A 20878-nucleotide genomic window follows, 5' to 3' on the forward strand; every position below is an offset into this window, starting at 1 on the left:
CCCACAGGCGCGTCGGGGCCAATGGATCGCCATCATGCCGCTCCCTTTCGCCCGCTCTTGCGCGGCTCATCAGCCACCTGCGCGGGATCGGCATCGCGGATCAGCCGGTTTTCCCCTGACAGGCAGACAAAGCGCTGCCCCTTCATGCGGCCAATCAGCGTCAGCCCGACTTGCTGTGCGATCTCAACACCCCATGCGGTAAAACCCGAGCGGGACGCCAGCACCGGAATGCCCATCAGGGCGGTCTTGATCACCATCTCCGAGGTCAGCCGCCCGGTTGTGTAAAGCACCTTGTCAGCGGCAGACACGTCTTCGGAGAGCATCCAGCCTGCAATCTTGTCCACTGCGTTGTGACGACCCACATCCTCCATATAGACAAGCGGGCGGGACCCCTGACACAGGACCGTGCCGTGAATTGCACCGGCTTCCAGATACAGCGACGGGGTCCGGTTGATCCGGGCCGCCAGGGCATAAAGATCGGTGGTGCGGACCTGCATGTCAGGCAACACCACGTCATCCAGCCCATCCATCATGTCGCCAAAAACGGTGCCAACCGCGCAGCCGCTGGTGCGGGTCTTCTTCTTCAGCTTGTCTTCGTAGCTTGTGGTCCCCGTGGTGCGCACCACGACGGTCTCAAGCTCTGCGTCATAGTCGACGCCCTTGATCACCTCATCTGCCAGAAGCATCCGTTGATTGCGCAGGAACCCAAGGGCCAGATATGCGGGGTAATCCCCAATCGTCATTGCCGTAACAATTTCCTGCCCATTCAGGAATATGGTCAGCGGGCGTTCCTCGACCACATTCAAGGTTACGGGCTGGCCGTGGTGATCGGTGCCGACAACGGCGCGGGTCAGACCTGCCCCCGCCGGGTCAGGCGCAATCAGATAATCGGACATGTCGTCAAGTCGCGCCAATTGTCATTCTCCCATGGCCCGGCTAAGCCTGTGTCAGCGCGCTCAAGCTAGGGCAATCACATGACAGTTTCCACCGCCAAAGCACCCGCAAGAAACGCCTTTTGGGCAGGGTTTCGCGACGGGCTGCCCTTTATCTTTGTCGTCATCCCGTTTTCGATGTTGTTCGGGGTTGTGGCAACAGATGCCGGACTGACGCTTGCCCAGGCGATGGGATTCACCGTTTTGGTGATCGCGGGGGCGGCCCAGTTTGCGGCGCTGCAAATGATGATGGAAAACGCGGCCTTGCCGCTGGTCATGCTGGCGGCCCTTGCGGTGAATTTGCGCATGGCGATGTATTCAGCCTCGCTCGTGCCCTATCTGGGGGCGGCCCCGCTATGGAAACGCGCGCTGGTGGCTTATCTGAATTTTGACCAGACCTATCTGACCAGCATCACCCGGTACGAGGCGCGGCCCGAGATGTCCGTCTCGCAGCGGTTTTTGTACTTCATGGGTGTCGCCGCACCGATTACGCCACTTTGGTATGGGATGACCCTGTTGGGCATCCTTCTGGGATCGTCCGTGCCTGACAATTGGGCGCTGGATTTCATCCTGCCGATTACATTCCTGGCGATGGTCGGGCCAATGCTGAAGTCGCTGGCGCATCTTGCGGCCGCGGCAGTATCGGTTGTGGTCGCCCTGCTGCTGATCGGGCTGCCATCGGGAACCGGATTATTGATCGCGGCAGGGGCGGCCATGGTCACGGGCGCCGCGGTCGAAACCTGGCAGGAGCGCCGGCAATGACCTACACGACCGGGGAAATCTGGCTGACCATCGGCGTTCTGGCCATCGGCACATTCCTGATCCGTTTCTCATTTCTTGGATTGATCGGCGACCGGCCAATGCCCGCAATCGTGTTGCGGCTGTTGCGGTTTACGCCTGTAGCGGTCCTGCCCGGCATGGTGGCGCCACTGGTGCTGTGGCCAGCGGCGACCGGCGGAACGCCTGATCCGGTACGGATGATTGCGGCGGCCGCAACCATGGGCATCGCCCTTTGGACCCGGAATGTGCTGTGGGGAATCATCGGCGGGGCCGCGACACTTTACGCAGGTCTGGCCATCACTCCGTTTCTTTGAGAGCTTCGGCGATTTCGCGGGCGGCGATGCGTTTGTCATCCGCATCGGTCTCGCGATACTCGCGGGTCGTGACCCCGGGCAATTCGCCGAATGCGTCCGACAAGGTGCCGGGAAACCACGTCTGCGGTAGGCTTTGAAACCCCGGAAGCGCGCGCAGGATGCGTGATGTTGTCCGGGTGCAATTGGCCTGCGCCACTGGCCCGGCCTTCATCGACAGGTTCAGCGCCATTTCTGCGACTTCGGGGCTGACCTCTATCCGTTGCCCGACAACATAGTAGGTCACCCGCGCATGAAAGCTAACATAGTAGCGTTCAAGTTCCGGTGTGACGCCGAACAGAACATCGTTGCGTTCAGGCATCCGCGACTGCACCCAGGATCCGGCCGGATCCCACATCACCCGCTGGCTGGCATCAATCATCAATGCGGTATGCGCCCCGTTGTCGGAGCCCACATTCCGCATCGTATAAAGTGTCAGTGATTTGGGGCCTGTGCCACGATAAATTGCGCGCGCCACAACGTCATCAGGGGCCCACACCTCTTGCGCGGTGCAGGCCGACAGCGCCAATGGCAGCCCGATCAGAAACTGGCGTCGTTGCAAGGGAACAGTCTAGCCGTTCACAAGCGCAATAAAGATCAGCACCAGAATGCAGATAATCGTACCCTTGGTGACCATGCTGATGAACCCGGCAAAGGTCTTTTCCTGAACGCTGATGTCCATTTCACCATGTTTATGTTCAGCCATGTCGCGGCCCTTCTCTATCCTGTTTCGACAATCGCATAGACCATAAATATCGCGCTGTCACCCGGTCAGGTGGTCACATCCTCTGATCGTTCCAGCCCTGCCGCCAATCGAAAGCCGATCCGCTTGGGCTCGGGCTGATCAATATGCTTGGGGCTGGCAATCAGGGTGACGTTCAACTGGCTGACATGCTGGATCAACTGGGTCTTTGCGCCCGCTTCGCTGGTTCCGTAATAGGTAACGATATCGGGGTCGTAATAACCCAACCCTTCGATCCGGATCACGCCCGTATTGCCCCCTGCCAGACCCATGCCAACCTCGTGATCATTATCCAGCTGCTTTTCGAAGTTCTGGATATACATGATGATCCGCTCATAGGCCCATTGGGCGGGGCTTTTCTTGGCGACAGGTTCGGCCAGGGCCTTGGGCATGTCACCTTGCGACGCGCAAGGCACATCAGGGTCGGTATGCACCTCGCGGATCATCGGCAGGATATCGTTTTCCAGCAGTTCCGCCGAGGTATCAATGCTCATCGTGTCTTTGGTCATAAGGGTACCGCCGTTGTTTCCTTGATTTCTTCCATAACGAAACTGGCAGAGATATCCGAGACAGAAATCCGTGATGTCAGGCGTTTATAAAACGCATCATAGGCCGGCACATCCGCCACCCGGACCCGCAGCACATAGTCCAGATCACCCGTCATACGATACGCCCCCACCACTTCGGGCAGGCTGCGCAAGGCTGTCTGGAACTTTTCCATCCATTGCGCATCATGTGCATTCGTCCGGATCATGACCATGGCGGTCAGCGGCACGCCAGCCTTTTCCGGATCAACCAGCGCAACCCGTCCGGTTATGATCCCCGCCTTTTCCATCAATTTGATTCGCCGCCAGCAGGCATTGCGGGACAGGTTCACCATTTCGCTGATGTCATCGACCGAAAGCGCGGCATCATTTTGCAAAAGCCGCAAGATCGCACGATCAATGATGTCTATAATTTCTGCCATTATTGGGATGGTATCCCAATAATACAGCAAAGGGCAATCATATTTGGGATCATTCTAACTGCTTCTTCGCATAATCTATGCTGACCCAGCAGAGGATTTTGCCATGTCAGACGTCAGCCGCCCAGCCGCCCGCAACAACCCGCTGATTGCGATATTCTGCGATCACCCGGCCACCGTGAACGAAAGCTATCTGGGCCACATGCGCTTTGCCCTGAGCTTTGCCTTTTGGTTGGGTATGGCGACGGTCGCGGCACTGATCCATGCGCTGGTGCCGGCATTGTGCGAAACAACGGCCAGCCGCATTCTTAAACGGTTACATGCAAAAATCGCGCAGCGGCACTAGATCGTCTGATACAGCCACGCACCGTCATCGTTCAGCTGACGGCTGACCTGCCCCGCATGATACAAGTGGTTTACATGGGCCACCGCCTCGACCAATGCCAACCCATATTCGCCAGCGCCGATCTTGCGCTTGAATAGCGGCGCGAAACACTCGCCCGCGCTATGCGGGACGGCCAAGTGATCCATAAGCCGCGCCAAGGCGCCGTGGTGGTTGTCGGTCATCTGCTGCAAGCGCAGCGGAAGCCCGGTAAAGGGCAGTTTGTGCCCGCCCAGAACCAGTTGATCAGCATGGGCAAAGGGGCGCAACCGCTCGCATGCCTCCAGCCAATCTGCCACCGGGTCGGCCTCTGGCTCTGTCGGATAGACGCCCAGATTGGGGCTGATGGATGGAAGGAGTTGATCACCACCAATCACCAAATTGTCGTCGCGGCACCAGAATGTGGCATGCTCAGGCGCGTGTCCATTGCCCATCCTGATGTCCCAGACACGGCCGCCAATGGTGATGGTCCCGCCCTCAACCAGGCGCGAGAACCCCAGCGGCAAGGGTGCCACGCAATCTGCAAAGTTGAACGGGCGTTCCGCCTGACGCTTGGCCAATACGGCAGGGTCCATCCCGGCCCGGCGATAAAACGCCATAGTTTCGGGCGGATAGCTATCCTGTACATCCAGCGTCAGCATCCGTGCCATCAGCCAACCGGTGCGTGGCATATGCAAGGTCGCCCCATTGCCCACGAACCACCCCGCCAAGCCAACGTGATCAGGGTGATGATGGGTCACAATCACCCGGCTGACGGGCTTGCCCGCAAGCGGGCCTTCCAGCAATGCGGCCCAGATCGCACGGGTCCGCTTGGACGCAAAGCCCGTATCAACCATTGTCCAGCTGTCGCCGTCATCCAGCGCGTAGACGTTGACGTGATCCAGCGCCATTGGCAGCGGCAGGCGCATCCACAGCACACCATCGGCGATCTGCGTAGCTTCACCTTCTGCAGGCGGTTCCGGAAACGGGTACCGGATACCGCTGGACCCGTCAGGCATCAGGCCGCAAGCTCGTCTGCTGTGATTGCCATCAGGTCATCGGCCCCTTCACGTGCATGGGTCAACAGACCCGCATGTTCCGGCAATAGCCGCTTTATGTAGAAAGCCGCAAGTCTAGCGCGTGCCGCATCGCCGGCCATGGCAGCGGCAAGGTGAACATGGCCACCCAACACCCGCGCAAAGGCACGCAGGTAAGGCACCGCCCCTGCAAACCGGTTATTCAGGTCATCCTGCGCCACGAGCCATTCCGTTGTCTCGCGCAGGGTCTCTGCGGCCTGCCAGACCGCTTCGGCCAATGCGGGATGCGTGGCTTTTGCGGCTTCTGCGCCCTGTTCGATCTCTTCGAGCAGGCGGAAAGCGGCGTCGCCGCCATCCATCAGCTTGCGTGCGACCAGATCCATGGCCTGAATGCCATTTGTGCCTTCGTAGATTGTCGCAACCCGAACATCCCGGGCATATTGGGCTGCGCCGGTTTCTTCGATGAACCCCATGCCGCCATGTATCTGAATACCGGTCGCCGCCGATTCGACCCCGATATCCGTCCCAAAAGCCTTGCTGATCGGGGTCAGAAACGCCGCACGGGCCTGCCACATGTCGTCACCGGTCGCCGTTGCCATATCAATGGCGACCGCGTTCATCAGGGATATCGCGCGGGCGGCGAAAACCTCTGCCTTCATCGTGGCGAGCATCCGGCGCACATCTGCATGTTCAACGATCATGCCCGATCCGGGCGCACGGCCCTGTTTGCGGTCCTGCGCATAGGTCAGCGCATGTTGAAACGCCGCCTCGGCCACGCCGATCCCCTGGGTCGCAACGCCAAGGCGCGCGTTGTTCATCATCGTGAACATCGCGGCCATCCCGCCATGTTCCGGACCCACCAACCAGCCGGTCGCCTTGTCATATTCCATCACCGCGGTGGGTGAGCCATGCAGACCCATCTTGTGTTCTAGGCTGACCACCCGCAGGTCATTACGCTTGCCCAATGTGCCGTCAGCGTTGGGAATGATCTTTGGCACCATGAACAGGCTGATCCCTTTCGTCCCCGGCACACCATCTGGCAAGCGCGCCAACACCAGATGGCAGACGTTTTCGGTGAAATCATTGTCGGCCCAGCTGATATAAATCTTCTGGCCGGTGATCGCATAAGTGCCATCGCCATTCGGCTCGGCCTTGGACCGCAAAGCGCCCACATCCGATCCGGCCTGCGGTTCGGTCAGGTTCATCGTGCCGCACCACTCGCCGGAAATCAGTTTCGGCAGATAGAGGTCTTTCAGCGCGTCAGATGCGTGATGTTCCAGCGCCTCGATCTGGCCTTGGGTCATCAGCGGGTTCAGCTGCAACGCAAGGCAGGCCCCCGCAACCATGTCATTCACCGCCGTGGTCAGCGTTATGGGCAGTCCCATACCACCCACCGCAGGCGCAGCTGACATGCCGATCCATCCACCCTCTGCAATTGCCTTATAGCCATCGGCAAACCCGGGGGACGTGCGCACGACGCCATTTTCCAGATGCGCCGGGTGCAGATCACCCTGCCGGTTCAACGGCGCCAACACATCGTCACACAGCCTGCCGGCCTCTGTCAGGATCGCGTCAACCATATCAGGCGTGGCTTCGGCAAAGCGGTCAGTGCCGCTGACATCGGCAAAACCAACCACATGATCCATCAGGAACCGAAAATCATTCACAGGAGCGCGATAAGGCATTTGGATATCTCCGATTTGGGCGCGTCTTGGCAATGCCAACAGGTCCGGCTATGCATCAGATCGTCGGATCACACCCTAAACCACCCCCACAGCCCATCAACAGAAACGCCACGTCATGACTGATGCGCCAGAGAACACAATACGGCCGGACGCAGCAGGATTGGACGCAGCCGCCGCAATGTTGCGCGCAGGCCAGCTTGTCGCCTTCCCGACCGAGACGGTCTACGGGTTGGGCGCCGATGCACGCAATGATCATGCGGTCGCGCGCATTTTTGCGGCCAAAGGCAGGCCCAGTTTCAACCCGCTGATCGCACATGTTCCCGATATGGCATTTGCCAAAACGCTTTGCGTTTTTGATGCGGCCGCCAGCAAACTTGCCAGCACGTACTGGCCGGGGGCGCTGACGCTGGTCTTGCCCATGCGGGATGATGCGGGCATATCGCGTCTGGTGACTGCCGGTCTGGGCACGCTGGCGATCCGCGTTCCCGACCATGAAGTGGCCCACGGGCTGCTTGCGCGTTTTGCGGGGCCCATCGCAGCCCCATCCGCCAATCCATCGGGCCGTATCAGCCCCACAACTGCGGCGCATGTCCGGGGCGGGCTGGGCCCCAAGGTCGATGCGGTGATTGACGGCGGACCGTGCGGCGTTGGTGTGGAATCCACGATTGTCAGCTGTGTCGGCACACCCACATTGCTGCGCGCAGGGGGTATCCCGACCGAGGCATTGGAAGCCTGCCTCGGGCAGCCGCTGGCAGCACCAGCCGCGCAGGATGCGCCGATTGCGCCGGGACAGCTTGCCTCGCATTATGCGCCGCGCGGGTCGGTGCGCCTGAATGTCACAACACCGGAAAGCGACGAAACCCTGCTTGGATTTGGCCCGGTCGAGGCCGCACTGAACCTGTCCCCAACAGGGGACCTGACCGAAGCAGCCGCACATCTTTTTGCCTATCTGCACCAGCTGGACAGGAAAGGCGTGCGGCGCATCGCGGTTTCCCCCATTCCGGAACACGGGCTTGGTCGCGCAATCAATGACCGGTTGCGCCGGGCTGCGGCCCCCCGGTAACACCACTGGACAGGATCACGACGCACGCTAGGCTGCGGGCATGAGCCACACACCCCATTTTGCCGATCCCGCACCCCGTGGGTTATGCACCGATTGCGGGGTGTCGCGCATGGCGAACCCGGGCGATTGCGGACATGCCTGCCAATTCATCAAGCCCGACTATCCAAAATTCGAGGCCCGGGTACATGGGCGCATCGCGGGATCAGACGCGGATGAACCCTTTTTCGGGGTCACATCCACCATGTATCGCGCGGCATTACGCCCCCCGCGCGAAGGGGCGCAATGGACCGGCCTGACCACGCGCCTGGCAGAACGGTTGTTGCAGACCGGGGCGGTCGACGCAGTCCTGACAATGGTGCCGGATCCGGATGACCGCTGGCGCCCACGCCCTGCTTTGATCACCGACCCCGACGACATGACCGAGGCGCGGGGGATGCGTATGGGCTACGCGCCGCTGCTGGCACTCCTCGAACCGGCCCGCGAGGCCGGGCATAGCCGGATCGCGGTGATCGGCATTCCGTGCCAGATTTACGCATTACGCGCACTTGAGGAAAAACTGGGCTTTGATCGAATTTATGTGATCGGCACCCCATGCTCGGACAACACTACGACCGAGAACTTTCATGGCTTTCTGGCCCGGCTGACGGACCAACCCGAGACGGTGACCTATCTGGAATTTCGCGCGGATTACCATGTCGAACTGCGGTTCGCGGATGGCACGCAACGGCTGATCCCGTTTCTGAAACTGCCGATCAGTGACTTGCCGCCGGATTTCTTTCCGCTGACCTGCAGAACATGCGTCGACTATACCAACCGGCTGGCGGATATCACGGTCGGCTATATGGGTGGCGAAGGTCTGCAATGGGTGATCGTGCGCAATGCGCGAGGGCAGCAGATGCTGGACGCTTTGGGAAAAGAGGTGGCGTTACAGGCACCCGGATCATCGGGCAAACGCGCTGGATCCGTGAAGGGTTTCGTTGAAAATACCCGCCGCGCGGCAGGCGGTCTGCCGCTGCGACGCATGCCCAACTGGCTGCGCGGTATCATGGGGTGGCTGATGCCAAAGATCGGCCCGCGCGGGCTTGAATTTGCGCGGGCGCGGGTCGAAATGAAAGCGGCTGAAACCGTCCTGCATCTGCGCCGGGAAGAACCGGCAAAGATGAAAAACATGGTGCCGAAACATGTCTGGAACCTCGCCCAGCCCTACGGGCTGACGCCGGAAGCAGGCGAAAAAGTAGACCCGGATGCCAACGGTTAGTCGGCGCTGTAGACCCCAAAAATACTGCGCCCGCCGCCACTTTCAGTGACGCGTACGACGCCGCCTATTTCGGCACCTTCAGGCCCAAAGAACTGACCACTTGTTCCGCCGGTGGAGCCACCACCATCGAGTTCAAATGCCTCACCCGTTGTCGTCACCGACCCGCCGGTAAAGCGGGTTCCCGACAGGACACCATTGGTGATGGTGATCGTGCCTGCGTCGGTCACGCTGGTCGTGGTGCCACCGTCGGTACGGGTGCCGTCGAAGCTGTCAAAATCGCTGCGAATACGGCTGTTTTCGAAATCCGCCGTGATGCGTACATCGCCGTCCAGGTTATAAAGCTCTGCACCATCGGCAACGGTCAGCGACACGCTGCCCCGATAGACCGGATTTCCAGTCGTGGGCAGATCGCCCGTGTTCGTCACCTGCCCGACGACACCAAACAAATCATCCGTGGCGGTGCCGGCGGTCCGGAAAATGCGCAGGTGGTCCGTGCCGTCTGGATTGGTCAATGTGGCTGTCCCACCACCATCCAGCGTCACAGTCGTGCGGGCGGCGTTGATCGCGCCGCGCAACGTGCCGCTTGTGACGGTGTTGGCGTCATGATCCAGTGTTCCCGCGTCACCGCGCGCAAGTGTGCCATCATTTGTGATGGCAACAAATTGCAGGTCCGTTGCCTCGGTCGCGGTCGTGTCAGCAAGCGGGACGTAGACCTGATCGACAGGCATGCCCGTATTGTCGCTACCGCCGCCGCCACCACCGCAGGCCGCAAGACCAATCATCGCCATGGGCGCCAGCCACTTGCCCGTCATCATAGCAGGAAATCCCCTGATGTGAGGTCGGCCGCAACCAGCCCGATAAAATGAATTTCCGTGCCTTGATCGGCGAATACCGCATGTCCGCCAATATCGTCGATGTGATCAAAAACATCCGCCCCGGACCCGTAACCGAAATCTGTCAGGTCGATCAGGTCAATGCCGCTTTCAAAATCGGCACCGATTGCCGTTGTCGCGGCTGGATTGTCCGCCTGGATATCAAGCGTGGCAATTGTGTTCACGCCCCCGGCCGTCACAAACACGAATGTGTCCGCACCACCGCCACCCTCAAGGAAGTCATCGCCGGTTCCGGCGATGAGCGTGTCACGCCCGTAGAAAAACGCACCAGACGGATCGCCGCGCAAGCTGTCCTGCCCCGCGCCGCCATCCAGCTGGTCATTGCCGATCCCGCCCAGCAGGATATCGTCACCCGCATCGCCGCTGCCAATCGTGCGCCCGATCCCGCCAACAATCAGATCGTTGTCTTCGCCGCCCTGCAGGGTATTGGTGCCCAGCGTATCGACGATGACGTCAGCACCCCCGGCACCGGATACTGTGTCATTGCCGGCTCCGCCGTAAACGACATCGGCATCCGCACTGCCGATCACCGTATCAGCACCTGCAAGCGCATAAATCGGGTCGAGCGACCCACCACCGGTCAGGTCAATCGTGTCGCGCCCGTCGGTGCCTGTCTGACTGGACCCACCATCACCGGGCGGGCCGCCGCCGATCGTGCCGCCCCCGCCGGGGCCATCGCCACCGCCATCACCGCCACCGGTATCTTCCCCTTCGGCCGCGCCATATAGCACACGGATACCCGCAATATCGCCATCGCCCAGATCCGAGGTCGAGACAAAATCGTTCATGATCTCGCTGGTATCGTCGACATGATCCAGCCCCAGCGCATGCCCGATCTCATGCAGGACAACAGCGTAAAAGTTAAGGCCTGCTGTGCCAAAGGGGCTCCAATTGGGTTGCAGATCCATATAAACGTCGGCGGCAACAATTTCACCCACCGTGTTGCTGCGGTTCGCACCATTGCTGTACGAGTAGCTGGCGAGGCCCACTGTATTCCCTGCCAAATATGGCACCTGCTGTTCAGTCGCCGTCATTACATCAATATCCGCATCATTGTCGGGGTCGCCGGCGATGCCTGGGATAAATTGAAAGCTCAGATCAGCGACTGCCGCCCATGCGTCGAACGCAGCCGCAACAGCTGCCTCGAAATCAGCGTCTGTAAAAAGGGTGGTATCGTAGCGCAGACCGCCCAGCGCCATGGACCAGGTGATTTCACCGCTTTCACGCCCAAGCGCATCTTCACCCCATTTGATGTTAAGGTCCCGGCCATCAAAGGGAACCGACAAGAGTTCGTAGGTCATTTTGTTGCTCCACCGCCTGTCATGGCGTTGTCACAACCGACCCCGCGCGTTCCAGCCTTGGTTAACTCTCAGCCGAAATGGACTAAAATGTGACTAAAGCGAGAAGACTTCTGACTACATTTGGCAAATCAGCCGGGATTGTGCGGTTTCCCGCCGATGGATGGACTAGATCGGCATCGCCGTGGTCTGCCGCACCGTTCGCAAGGCGAACGATGATTGCATCTGCGCAACCCCAGGCAGTGTCGCCAGATAGCGCCGATGGATGCGCGCAAAATCATCGGTATCGCCCGCAACCACTTTCAGCAGATAATCGGCAGTTCCGGCCATCAGGTGGCATTCCAGGACATCGGGAACCCGCGCCACTGCCTGTTCAAAGGCGTCGAGAACCTCATCCGCCTGACCGCTTAGCGTGATCTCGACAAAGACGGTTGTGGGTCGCCCCACCTTGCGCGGATCGACAAGCGCGACATAGTCGCGAATATAGCCGTCCTTCTCCAGCCGTTGCACCCGCCGGTGGCAGGCAGAGGCCGACAGATTGGCCATGTCGGACAATTCGGCATTCGACATGCGGCCTTTATTCTGCAGCACCTCGAGGATTCGCTTATCAATACTGTCCAGGCTCATATGACGCTCGATTCTTCGAAAATTCCACCAATTTTCGCGACAACCTACCGATGATACCGCAAACAGCAAGCAGATATCCCCAAGCATTTGCAATGAAAGGCACCCATGATCGCAGCAATCAGGGAAGGAACCAAAACATGCATATCGGATGCCCAACAGAGATCAAACCGCAGGAATTTCGCGTCGGTCTGACACCCAATGCCGCCCGTGAGGCTATCGCCCACGGCCATAAGGTCACGGTGCAGACCGGTGCCGGTGATGGGGCAGGTTTTCCAGACGCGGATTACGAAAGCGCCGGCGCCCAGATTGCTGGCAATGCGGCTGACGTCTTCGCGCAAGCCGACATGATCGTAAAGGTCAAGGAACCGCAGGCGGTCGAACGCAAGATGCTGCGCGAGGGCCAGATCCTGTTTACCTATCTGCACCTCGCTCCCGATCCTGAGCAAACCAAAGATCTGATCGCCTCTGGGGCGACCTGCATCGCCTATGAAACGGTCACCGATGACCGGGGGGGGCTGCCGTTGCTCGCCCCCATGTCAGAGGTGGCCGGCCGGTTGGCCCCGCAAGTCGGGGCATGGACATTGCAAAAGGCCAATGGCGGGCGGGGTGTGCTGATGGGCGGCGTTCCCGGTGTCGGCCCGGCGCGGGTGGTTGTGATCGGTGGCGGGGTTGTCGGCACCCATGCCGCCAAAATCGCCAGCGGCATGGGTGCGGATGTGACTGTGCTGGACCGATCACTGCCGCGGTTGCGCTATCTTGACGATGTCTTTGGCGGCCAGTTCAAGACCAGCTATGCCAGCGCAGGCAACACCATGGACCTTGCGCGCGAGGCTGACCTGATCGTCGGTGCTGTCCTGATCCCCGGGGCGGCCGCACCCAAATTGATTTCCCGGGCGCAGCTGCAAGAGCTCAAGCCTGGTGCAGCACTTGTGGATGTCGCCATTGATCAGGGTGGCTGCTTTGAGACATCCAAGGCCACAACCCATCAGGATCCGGTCTACGAGGTTGACGGGATCATGCATTATTGTGTGGCCAACATGCCGGGGGCTGTGGCACGGACATCCACCATCGCGCTGGGGAATGCGACCATGCCCTTTATGCTGGCACTGGCCGACAAGGGCTGGCGGCAGGCCTGCGAAGACGATCCGCATCTGCTGGCCGGTCTGAACGTGCATGCGGGCCAGTTGACCTATTTCGCTGTCGGCAAAGCGTTGGGGATCGACGTGCTGTCGCCTGCGCTTGCGCTTAAGACCTGAAAAGGATGAAAGGCCCCGCTATTCGCGTTTGATCGGACCGGACAATGCCTCGATCCGCGCCTGGGTCGCGGCACCGGCGATCCCGTCGGCGGTCAAGCCATGTTCAGCTTGAAACTGTCGGACCATCCGGGCAGTTGCGGGGCCATAATCGCCATCCACATGCAGATGAAAGCCCAAGCCCCGCAGCTTGCGCTGCAATTCTGCGACATCATCGCCGGATGCGCCGATCCGCAGGGTAACCGGCCCCTCGTCGCTTGGCTTCCAGTGATCACCTGCATGGCGTTTATAGGCTGATGCCATGCGGCCTGCGTAAAACTTCACTTGGCCGGGGCCGTTATAACGACGGGCAAAGGCGCGCCAATCGCGGTTTTCAAGCGCAGGCATGATGCCGGACTTGCGCACAAAGGCGAGCATCACCGCAATCTGCCCCGCGACGCCGGAAATCGTTGTCTCGGCCAAGGCCTTTGGGGTACCAAAACCAAGCCATTCGGCATTTTCGCCCAGCACCTGACCAACACCCCAGGAACAGGCTGCATAGGCCGCCTGCTCGTCAATCTTTGCGGCCCGCGCCAATTGCGCATAGCGACCCGATTGCGATTTGACATAAGGAATGTCGCCCCAACGCCGTGCTGCAAGCTTGCGCGAAACGGCTGTTTTGCGGTTGGTGGCCGACAATCCAGGATAACGATAGAACACATGATATTCATAAAGGATGATGGGCATCAGCTTGCCATCAACCTTGCTTGCGGCACGACCACCGCTTTCAACCTCAATCACGGCCTTCAGCGCAGCGGGTTCAATCCCCTCGGCCTTTGCAACCGCATCAATTTCGGCAAGCACATCACTGGAAAATGCCATCGTCTGATCCCCAATCCATTTCAACAATGGGCAAAGCCTAGCAGGGGAAAAACCAAATCCAAAAAGAAAAGGGGCCCGTCACTGGCGGGCCCCTTCGCATATCCGATTATCTTTAGGACTGTTTGGCCAGCTGGTCCCGGATCTCAAGCAGAACTTCCAGTTCGGTCGGGCCCTTTTCTTCCTCGGCTGCCGGTTCTTCTTCTTTTTCCGCGGCATCCTTGATCCGGTTCACCATCTTGACCAACAGGAAGACAACAAACGCAACAATCAGGAAATTGATGATCGCCATGATGAACTTACCGATAGCAAAGACAGCAACGCCCGCTTCGGTCGCGGCATCAACAGATGCAAATTCACCGTCACCCAGCACATAGAACCAGCCCGCAAAATCAATCCCGCCGGTAAACAGCGCAATGATCGGGTTGATCAAGTCGCCCACAAGCGATGTCACAATCGCCGTAAAGGCCGCCCCGATGATGATACCGACGGCCATGTCCATGACATTGCCCTTGGCGATGAAATCCTTGAATTCGTTGATCATGTTATTGTCCCCACAATAGCTACACTGGTGCACAGGTCTTGTGCCTGTCGCACAACTGCGCACAGTGATACCTGATTAGGCACACAGAGCCAGCACTTTATTAACCTTTTGTTAGGGCTAACTTATGCTGGTCTCATTTTGCAAAGGATACACCTTATGACCGAACTGTCTGCTTTTCCTGTCACCGAACGCTGGCCTGCCAAGGATCCTTCGATCATTCAGCTTTATTCATACCCGACGCCGAATGGGGTAAAGGTCTCCATCGCGCTGGAAGAGATGGAGCTGGCCTACGAACCCCATCTGGTCACGCTCAGCGATACCGACGTCAAAAGTGAGGCGTTTTTGTCCCTGAACCCGAATAACAAGATACCGGCCATCATTGATCCAAATGGGCCAGACGGACCGGTGGGGATTTTTGAAAGCGGGGCGATCCTGCTCTATCTGGCCGAGAAGACTGGCAAGTTTCTGGGCACAACGGCATCTGACAAGGCACATGTGACACAATGGCTGATGTTCCAGATGGGCGGATTGGGGCCGATGCTTGGGCAGCTTGGATATTTCACCAAATTTGCGGGCGCAGAGATTGAGGATCCACGTCCGCGGACGCGCTTTAAGGATGAAGCCATCCGGCTTCTGGCTGTGGTGGACAAGCAACTGGACGGGCGCGACTGGATTGTCGGGGATTACTCAATCGCGGATATGGCGATCGCGCCATGGATCAACGCGCTGGAATTCTATGGCACCAAGGATCTGCTGGGCTATCACGATCTGAAAAACGTACCGGCCTATGTCGACCGGTTCTTCGCGCGGCCTGCAGCGGCCAAAGGCCGGGGGATTCCCGATCCGTCGTAGGATGGATTTCAATCCATCCCCGTTCAAAACGCCCTGAATGTCAGGGTCGTGAGAGAGCGTTCAATATTGGGGATGTCGAGCAGCTTGTCATTGATGAATTTGCCGACATCCTCACCATCCGGAATATACAGCTTAAGCAGCAGATCGTATTCGCCGCTTGTCGAATAAAGCTCTGAATGCAATTCGCGCAGGGCAATCGCATCGGCCACATCGTATGTTTTACCGGGTGTGCAGCGGATCTGGATAAAGACGCAATTCATGGCAGGTTCTTTCAACACGTAATGGCCCGTGCTCAGTCTGACCTGATCTTGCAGTGACGGGAAGGGGTGATTTTCGCAGGCGCGGCCAGGCGTTCTATGGCAGCTTTCCATCCAGAACATATTTGAGGATGTCGACCACCTGTGCCGGGGTTTCCACCACGGCCAGCGCGGCGGCGTCCACTTCCTTGAGGGGGTGCTGGTGATCAGGGCCATGCATCACGATCAGTGATTTACCAAGGGCAGCTGCAAAGCCCGCATCAAACGCCGCATTCCATTGTTTGTATTTGTCGCCAAAGCGCACAACAACGATATCTGCCGTCTCGATGCCGTGTCGGGTCCGGATCGCATTCAGCTTTGCGCCCTTGTGATCATGCCAGAACTTGTCAGGCTCTTCGCCCATAATGGCCACGCCGCAATCATCCGATGCGGCATGATCCGTCACTGGCGCGCTGAACTGCACATCCAGCCCGGCGGCGGCCGCGGTGATCTGATCGCGCCAATCCGTATGGATTTCGCCTGAAAGATAAATCTTAAGTGTCATAGCGGCCCCTTTTCATGCGTCATTCAGTCGATACTCAAAGTAGACCTTGTTGCCATCACGGCCAGCCTCGGTCCAGCCCAGACGCAAATAAACGGCCTGTGTGGCAGTCATTTCCGCGTGGGTTGCAAGCTGAACTCTGTCATATCCAGCCGACCGGGCCGCCGATATTGCCTGACCGATCAGGGTCTTTGCGATCCCCTGCCCGCCTGCCGCGGGATGAACCGCGAGATTGGCGATATGGGCAGCCGCAGCCAGCACAAGGACGATGCCGCCTCGGACCACGCCGTTTTGTGTGGCAACCCAGACCGAATGGGTTTGGATATCGTCCGCAATGCCGGCACCGACAGGGGGTAGATCAAGGCCACGATCAATATGGGGGGCGTAAGCGGCGTCAATGCAGGCCACAAACGCCGCCGCATCCTGTGTCATCGCTCGCCGGATTTCAAATGCCATGCTGCAACACGCCTCCCCCGGCTGCGATCATACAAAGGTCACCGCTTGCGGGCCACAATATAGCGGGCCGGCGGTGGGCCTTTGGGGTGATTGCTGCTTTCAATGATCTCGAAACCGGCGCGGGTGATGGCGTCTTCAAGTTGGCGAATGGGAAAAACCCGCACGGCAGGTGCCTTACCAAACAAGCGCATGAGGGGGATCACCAATTTGACCATTACCAGGATCAGCCAGCTTTTGGGATTGCGGTTCAACTGCCGCAAACATGGCGTCTTTGAGATAAAATAACCCCCCGGTTTCAACTGTGCGTGGGTCTGGGCAAAGGTTTGCTGCATATCGTCCAGCAGATGAAACAGGTTGAACGCCATGATCACATCATAGGGTGGTTCGGGCGTTGCATCATCCGTCCGCGCAAAGGTGATATTGGCGATATTGGCTTCCCGGGCCTTGTCGCGGGCAATCTCGATCATGGCGCCTGAAATATCAGTTGCAAGGATATGCGTCACTGCGGGCGCCAACAGCAAGGCGGTTGATCCGGTACCGCAGCCCAGTTCTAACACCCGATCAGTGGCTTGCAGGTAGCTGCGGGTGCGGCCAAGCGTGTAATCGTACGAGGCCTGATCGGTTACAGGGGATTTTGCGTATTTGGGGGCAATCTTGTCCCAGAATGCAGCAGTTCTGTTCATGGCACTCTCCTTTCAGCCCACCATAGCCTGATACGTCACCGCATAATATTGACCAAAATCGTAGCGTATATATACGTTTTCGTATGGATAAGCCATTTGACTGGAACCGGATGCGCGCCTTTCTGGCCAGCGCCGAGGCTGGATCGCTCTCGGCTGGGGCCAAATCCATTGGTTCAACCCAACCCACGCTCAGCCGTCAGATCGCTGCATTGGAAGAAGAGCTGGACGTCATGCTGTTCGAAAGGGTCGGGCGGGGCCTGCAACTGACATTGGCGGGGCAAACCATGCTGACCCATGTGCGCGAAATGGGGGCCGCTGCGGACAAGGTGGCGCTGGCCGCAATCGGGCAGTCAACAACCATCGAGGGCGCGGTACGGATCACGGCGATCAACCTGCTATCGGTGACATATCTTCCAGCGGCCTTGGCCAAAATCCGGGCCGCCGCCCCGCGATTACGGATTGATGTCATTGCCACCAACGATATCCGTGATCTGATGCGGCGCGAGGCGGATATCGCCATCCGCCATGTGCGCCCGGATCAACCTGATCTGGTCGCCCGTCTGCTGCGCGAGGCGCAGGCGTCCCTTTATGCGTCCGAAGGATATGTACAGGCACACGGTCTGCCGCAAACACCCGCGGATCTGGCCAACCACGACTTTGTTGCATTCGGCGATCCAACAGAATTGCTGGGCTATCTGACCGATCTCGGCCTGCCGATCACCCTCGACAATCTCATGATCGGGTCAGAAGACGGGCTGGTCGCGTGGGAAATGGCCCGGGCCGGGCTGGGCATTTGCATCATGGATCAGGCGGTCGCCAAACACTATCCCGGGATGGTCCGCATTCTGCCCGACATGCCACCGGTCACCTACCCGGTCTGGCTGACCACCCATCGCGAAATCCATACCAGCCCGCGGATCAGGCTGGTCTTTGATATTCTGGCCGATGTGTTTGCCCGACCTTAGGGTCAGGACCCTAGCCGCGCAAACTGCCACCGGTCGCCTTACCCACCTTTTCGACGATTTTCGCGCTGACGGCCTCGATATCGGCATCTTTCAGCGTCTTGTCGATCGGCTGCAAACGCACGGTCACAGCGAGCGATTTCTTACCCTCGCCAAGGCTGCCGCCAATGAATTCGTCAAACACGCGGACATCGGAAATCAACGCCTTATCCGCACCTGCAGCGGCATTCACAAGCGTCAGCGCCTCGACATCGGCATCGACGACAAATGCAAAATCACGCTCGACCGCCTGCAAATCCGTGGCCGTCAACGCAGGTCGAGTGGCCGATTTGGTGCGGGGTAGCGGAACCTCATCAGGCCAGATTGTGAAACCGACGGCTGGACCCTTGATATCCATTTCGCGCAGCACTTTTGGGTGCAACTCGCCAAACAGTCCCAGCACTTTCTTGGGGCCAAGGCAAATCTTGCCATGTCGGCCCGGATGCCACCAATCGGGGGCGCCGCGCAAAATCTGCACCTTTGCCGGGGCGCCGATGGCTGACAGGATCGCTTCAGCATCGGCCTTGGCGTCATAGACATCAACAGGGCGAGAGGCGCCATGCGTGTCCTTCGGCCCGGTGCGTCCAATCAGGATGCCGGATACCAGCGTGTGCTGTTCACCGGGCTCACCGCCATGAAAGCCCGCGCCAACCTCGAACAAGGCCATATCCATAAAGCCCCGGGCCTGATTGCGGGCTGCGGCGCGCAAAAGACCGGGCAAAAGGTTCGGACGCATATGCGACATTTCCGAACTGATCGGATTTTCCAGCATCGTCGCATTGTCACCCCCGCCAAACAGCGTGGCGGCCGTCTGATCAATAAAGCTGTAGGTGACGCATTCATTATACCCAAGCGAGGCAGCCGTGCGCCGGGCCATTTGCTGCCGAGACTGGCCGGGCGTCAAAATCGGCTTCGGGACACCTGCGTGAATGCGCGGCAGCGGCTTGCCCTTCAACTTGGTCAAGGATGCAATCCGTGCGACCTCCTCAACAAGGTCTGCCTGACCCTGCACATCCGGGCGCCAGGACGGGACATGCACCATGTCGCCTTCCAACTTAAAGCCCAGCGCGGTCAGCGACTGACGTTGCGCAGCTTCGGGGATATCCATGCCGACCAACGAAATCACACGCGCTGCATCCAGCGGATAGGCGCGGGCTGTGTCCGGTACTGCGCCAGCCTGGATCAGCTCTGACGCCTCGCCGCCCGCATGATCAACAATCATGCGCACCGCGTGTTCCAACCCTTCGGGGGTAAAGGCGGGATCAACACCCCGTTCGAACCGATACCGCGCATCCGAATTGATCTTTAACGCGCGCCCGGCATAGGCGATCTGTACGGGGTCCCAATAGGCGCTTTCAACAAAGACATTAACCGTGTCCGCCGTGCAGCCCGTCGCGGCCCCGCCCATGATACCCGCGATGCTTTCAGGGCCGTTATCGTCCGAGATCACCATCTGGCCCTTTTGCAGCGCATAGGCCTTGTCATCGAGGGCGGTAATCGTCTCGCCGCCCGCGGCCCGATGGACCCGCAGATTGCCCTGGACCTTGTCGGCGTCAAATACATGCAGCGGCCGGTTCAGATCATATGTGAACCAGTTGGTGACATCGACCAGAAAGCTGATCGGACGCAGACCGATGGCGCGCAGCTGGTTTTGCAGCCAGTCGGGGCTAGGACCGTTCTTGACGCCCTTGATCAAACGACCACAGAAAATTGGACATCCATCAAGCGTATCGTCATCAATTGACACTTTCATATCCGCAACAAAACCGGCGGGAACAACCGGGACGTCGCAAGGTTTCAAGCTGCCGAGACCGCGGGCGGCCAAATCCCGGGCCACGCCGCGTACGCCCAGCGCATCGGGGCGGTTGGGCGTGATCGCAATCTCGATCACCGGATCAACCTTGTCGGGGTCATGTTCGACCAGCCAATCGGTGAACAGGTCACCGACCTCGCCGGAAGGCAACTCGATGATGCCATCATGTTCGTCTGACAGCTCCATCTCGCGTTCCGAGCACATCATCCCATAGCTTTCCACGCCGCGGATCTTGCCAACCCCGATGGTCGTGTCGATCCCGGGAACGTAAGTACCGGGCGATGCGATAACGACGGTGATGCCTGCGCGCGCATTGGGTGCACCGCAGATGATCTGGGTCAGCCCATCCTTGGTTTCGACCTGACAGACCTTAAGCTTGTCCGCATCAGGATGCTTTTCGGCTGACTTCACATGGCCAATGGTGAAATCGGCCAGCCGAGCGATGGGGTTTTCGACGCCCTCAACCTCAAGACCCAGATCGGTCAATGCTTCGGTGATCTGATCCACGGTGGCGGTGGTTTCCAGATGGTGTTTCAACCATGACAGGGTGAATTTCATGATGCGTGATCCGTCAGAACTGCGTTACCCGGTCCCATACCGCAATTGAGGCAGGTGGGAAAGCAGACAGGT

The 20878-nt window shown here is 59.1% G+C and carries 25 protein-coding genes; 8 read left to right on the forward strand and 17 right to left on the reverse strand.

Annotated elements, in window-relative coordinates:
- Positions 1-32: 32 nt before the first annotated feature.
- Positions 33-896: a formate dehydrogenase accessory sulfurtransferase FdhD gene (locus tag AABB31_RS11360; protein WP_342078030.1), complete on the reverse strand. Its 864-nt coding sequence runs from the start codon at positions 894-896 to the stop codon at positions 33-35.
- A 78-nt stretch (positions 897-974) separates the two neighbouring features.
- On the opposite strand from AABB31_RS11360, the gene AABB31_RS11365 reads away from it, so the two are divergent.
- Both AABB31_RS11365 and AABB31_RS11370 read left to right on the forward strand, forming a co-directional pair.
- Entirely contained in the window at positions 975-1694 is a 720-nt protein-coding gene (locus AABB31_RS11365) for an AzlC family ABC transporter permease (RefSeq protein WP_342078029.1), read from the forward strand.
- Complete coding sequence (locus AABB31_RS11370) at positions 1691-2026, forward strand: AzlD domain-containing protein (RefSeq protein WP_342078028.1); 336 nt, start codon at positions 1691-1693, stop codon at positions 2024-2026. Before AABB31_RS11365 ends, AABB31_RS11370 begins: the two co-directional genes overlap by 4 nt.
- Here the strand turns inward: AABB31_RS11370 and AABB31_RS11375 are convergent.
- From AABB31_RS11375 to AABB31_RS11390, 4 genes are all read right to left on the reverse strand, one after another.
- Positions 2010-2624 (reverse strand): hypothetical protein, encoded by a 615-nt coding sequence (locus AABB31_RS11375; RefSeq protein WP_342078027.1) that lies wholly within the window; start codon positions 2622-2624, stop codon positions 2010-2012. The two genes, AABB31_RS11370 and AABB31_RS11375, sit on opposite strands and share 17 nt — an antisense overlap.
- A gap of 9 nt (positions 2625-2633) precedes the next feature.
- Entirely contained in the window at positions 2634-2768 is a 135-nt protein-coding gene (locus AABB31_RS11380) for an aa3-type cytochrome c oxidase subunit IV (protein ID WP_342078026.1), read from the reverse strand.
- A gap of 65 nt (positions 2769-2833) precedes the next feature.
- Entirely contained in the window at positions 2834-3313 is a 480-nt protein-coding gene (locus tag AABB31_RS11385; protein ID WP_342078025.1) for a DUF6173 family protein, read from the reverse strand.
- Positions 3310-3771: an Lrp/AsnC family transcriptional regulator gene (locus AABB31_RS11390; protein ID WP_342078024.1), complete on the reverse strand. Its 462-nt coding sequence runs from the start codon at positions 3769-3771 to the stop codon at positions 3310-3312. The genes AABB31_RS11385 and AABB31_RS11390 overlap by 4 nt, the downstream gene beginning before the upstream one ends.
- 103 nt (positions 3772-3874) lie before the next feature.
- On the opposite strand from AABB31_RS11390, the gene AABB31_RS11395 reads away from it, so the two are divergent.
- Entirely contained in the window at positions 3875-4114 is a 240-nt protein-coding gene (locus AABB31_RS11395; protein WP_342078023.1) for a DUF6356 family protein, read from the forward strand.
- On the opposite strand, the gene AABB31_RS11400 is transcribed toward AABB31_RS11395, so the two are convergent.
- Together AABB31_RS11400 and AABB31_RS11405 are read right to left on the reverse strand one after the other, a co-directional pair.
- Positions 4111-5148, reverse strand: coding sequence for an MBL fold metallo-hydrolase (locus tag AABB31_RS11400; RefSeq protein WP_342078022.1), 1038 nt, complete (start codon positions 5146-5148; stop codon positions 4111-4113). The genes AABB31_RS11395 and AABB31_RS11400 overlap by 4 nt on opposite strands.
- Positions 5148-6851, reverse strand: a complete 1704-nt coding sequence (locus AABB31_RS11405) for an acyl-CoA dehydrogenase (RefSeq protein ID WP_342078021.1) — start codon at positions 6849-6851, stop codon at positions 5148-5150. The genes AABB31_RS11400 and AABB31_RS11405 overlap by 1 nt, the downstream gene beginning before the upstream one ends.
- 115 nt (positions 6852-6966) lie before the next feature.
- Between AABB31_RS11405 and AABB31_RS11410 the strand changes: the two genes are divergently transcribed.
- Both AABB31_RS11410 and AABB31_RS11415 read left to right on the forward strand, forming a co-directional pair.
- The gene (locus AABB31_RS11410; RefSeq protein WP_342078020.1) at positions 6967-7914 is read left to right on the forward strand and encodes an L-threonylcarbamoyladenylate synthase; all 948 of its coding nucleotides are present in this window, start codon (positions 6967-6969) and stop codon (positions 7912-7914) included.
- A 40-nt stretch (positions 7915-7954) separates the two neighbouring features.
- Complete coding sequence (locus AABB31_RS11415; protein WP_373635768.1) at positions 7955-9172, forward strand: Coenzyme F420 hydrogenase/dehydrogenase, beta subunit C-terminal domain; 1218 nt, start codon at positions 7955-7957, stop codon at positions 9170-9172.
- On the opposite strand, the gene AABB31_RS11420 is transcribed toward AABB31_RS11415, so the two are convergent.
- From AABB31_RS11420 to AABB31_RS11430, 3 genes are all read right to left on the reverse strand, one after another.
- Positions 9169-9987 carry a transferrin-binding protein-like solute binding protein gene (locus AABB31_RS11420; protein WP_342078019.1) on the reverse strand — a complete coding sequence of 273 codons (819 nt, stop codon included), beginning with the start codon at positions 9985-9987 and terminating at the stop codon, positions 9169-9171. The two genes, AABB31_RS11415 and AABB31_RS11420, sit on opposite strands and share 4 nt — an antisense overlap.
- Complete coding sequence (locus tag AABB31_RS11425; protein WP_342078018.1) at positions 9984-11366, reverse strand: matrixin family metalloprotease; 1383 nt, start codon at positions 11364-11366, stop codon at positions 9984-9986. Before AABB31_RS11425 ends, AABB31_RS11420 begins: the two co-directional genes overlap by 4 nt.
- A 165-nt stretch (positions 11367-11531) precedes the next feature.
- Positions 11532-11990: an Lrp/AsnC family transcriptional regulator gene (locus tag AABB31_RS11430; RefSeq protein ID WP_342078017.1), complete on the reverse strand. Its 459-nt coding sequence runs from the start codon at positions 11988-11990 to the stop codon at positions 11532-11534.
- 137 nt (positions 11991-12127) lie between these two features.
- On the opposite strand from AABB31_RS11430, the gene ald reads away from it, so the two are divergent.
- Complete coding sequence (gene ald, locus AABB31_RS11435) at positions 12128-13246, forward strand: alanine dehydrogenase (protein ID WP_373635769.1); 1119 nt, start codon at positions 12128-12130, stop codon at positions 13244-13246.
- 18 nt (positions 13247-13264) lie between these two features.
- Here the strand turns inward: ald and AABB31_RS11440 are convergent, their stop codons facing one another.
- Both AABB31_RS11440 and mscL read right to left on the reverse strand, forming a co-directional pair.
- Positions 13265-14104, reverse strand: coding sequence for an N-acetylmuramidase domain-containing protein (locus tag AABB31_RS11440; protein WP_342078016.1), 840 nt, complete (start codon positions 14102-14104; stop codon positions 13265-13267).
- A 112-nt stretch (positions 14105-14216) separates the two neighbouring features.
- On the reverse strand, positions 14217-14645 hold the full coding sequence (gene mscL / locus AABB31_RS11445) for a large conductance mechanosensitive channel protein MscL (RefSeq protein ID WP_342078015.1): 429 nt from the start codon (positions 14643-14645) through the stop codon (positions 14217-14219).
- A 156-nt stretch (positions 14646-14801) separates the two neighbouring features.
- Here mscL and AABB31_RS11450 point away from each other — a divergent pair, with 156 nt between their 5' ends.
- The gene (locus AABB31_RS11450) at positions 14802-15497 is read left to right on the forward strand and encodes a glutathione S-transferase N-terminal domain-containing protein (protein ID WP_342078014.1); all 696 of its coding nucleotides are present in this window, start codon (positions 14802-14804) and stop codon (positions 15495-15497) included.
- 23 nt (positions 15498-15520) lie between these two features.
- On the opposite strand, the gene AABB31_RS11455 is transcribed toward AABB31_RS11450, so the two are convergent.
- The 4 genes from AABB31_RS11455 to AABB31_RS11470 form a co-directional block, all read right to left on the reverse strand.
- Complete coding sequence (locus AABB31_RS11455) at positions 15521-15757, reverse strand: Lrp/AsnC ligand binding domain-containing protein (protein ID WP_342078013.1); 237 nt, start codon at positions 15755-15757, stop codon at positions 15521-15523.
- Between the two features lie 94 nt (positions 15758-15851).
- Positions 15852-16298: a YtoQ family protein gene (locus AABB31_RS11460; protein WP_342078012.1), complete on the reverse strand. Its 447-nt coding sequence runs from the start codon at positions 16296-16298 to the stop codon at positions 15852-15854.
- A 12-nt stretch (positions 16299-16310) separates the two neighbouring features.
- Positions 16311-16751: a GNAT family N-acetyltransferase gene (locus AABB31_RS11465; protein WP_373635770.1), complete on the reverse strand. Its 441-nt coding sequence runs from the start codon at positions 16749-16751 to the stop codon at positions 16311-16313.
- 38 nt (positions 16752-16789) lie between these two features.
- A complete protein-coding gene (locus tag AABB31_RS11470; RefSeq protein ID WP_342078010.1) occupies positions 16790-17434 on the reverse strand; it encodes a methyltransferase domain-containing protein in 645 nt (214 codons plus the stop codon).
- Positions 17435-17517: 83 nt separating this feature from the next.
- Here AABB31_RS11470 and AABB31_RS11475 point away from each other — a divergent pair, with 83 nt between their 5' ends.
- A complete protein-coding gene (locus AABB31_RS11475; protein WP_342078009.1) occupies positions 17518-18399 on the forward strand; it encodes a LysR family transcriptional regulator in 882 nt (293 codons plus the stop codon).
- A gap of 10 nt (positions 18400-18409) precedes the next feature.
- Here the strand turns inward: AABB31_RS11475 and pheT are convergent, their stop codons facing one another.
- Complete coding sequence (pheT, locus tag AABB31_RS11480; protein ID WP_342078008.1) at positions 18410-20806, reverse strand: phenylalanine--tRNA ligase subunit beta; 2397 nt, start codon at positions 20804-20806, stop codon at positions 18410-18412.
- Positions 20807-20878: the final 72 nt, after the last annotated feature.

Origin of the sequence: Yoonia sp. SS1-5 (genome assembly GCF_038443705.2) — a bacterium.
Lineage (GTDB): Bacteria > Pseudomonadota > Alphaproteobacteria > Rhodobacterales > Rhodobacteraceae > Yoonia > Yoonia rhodophyticola.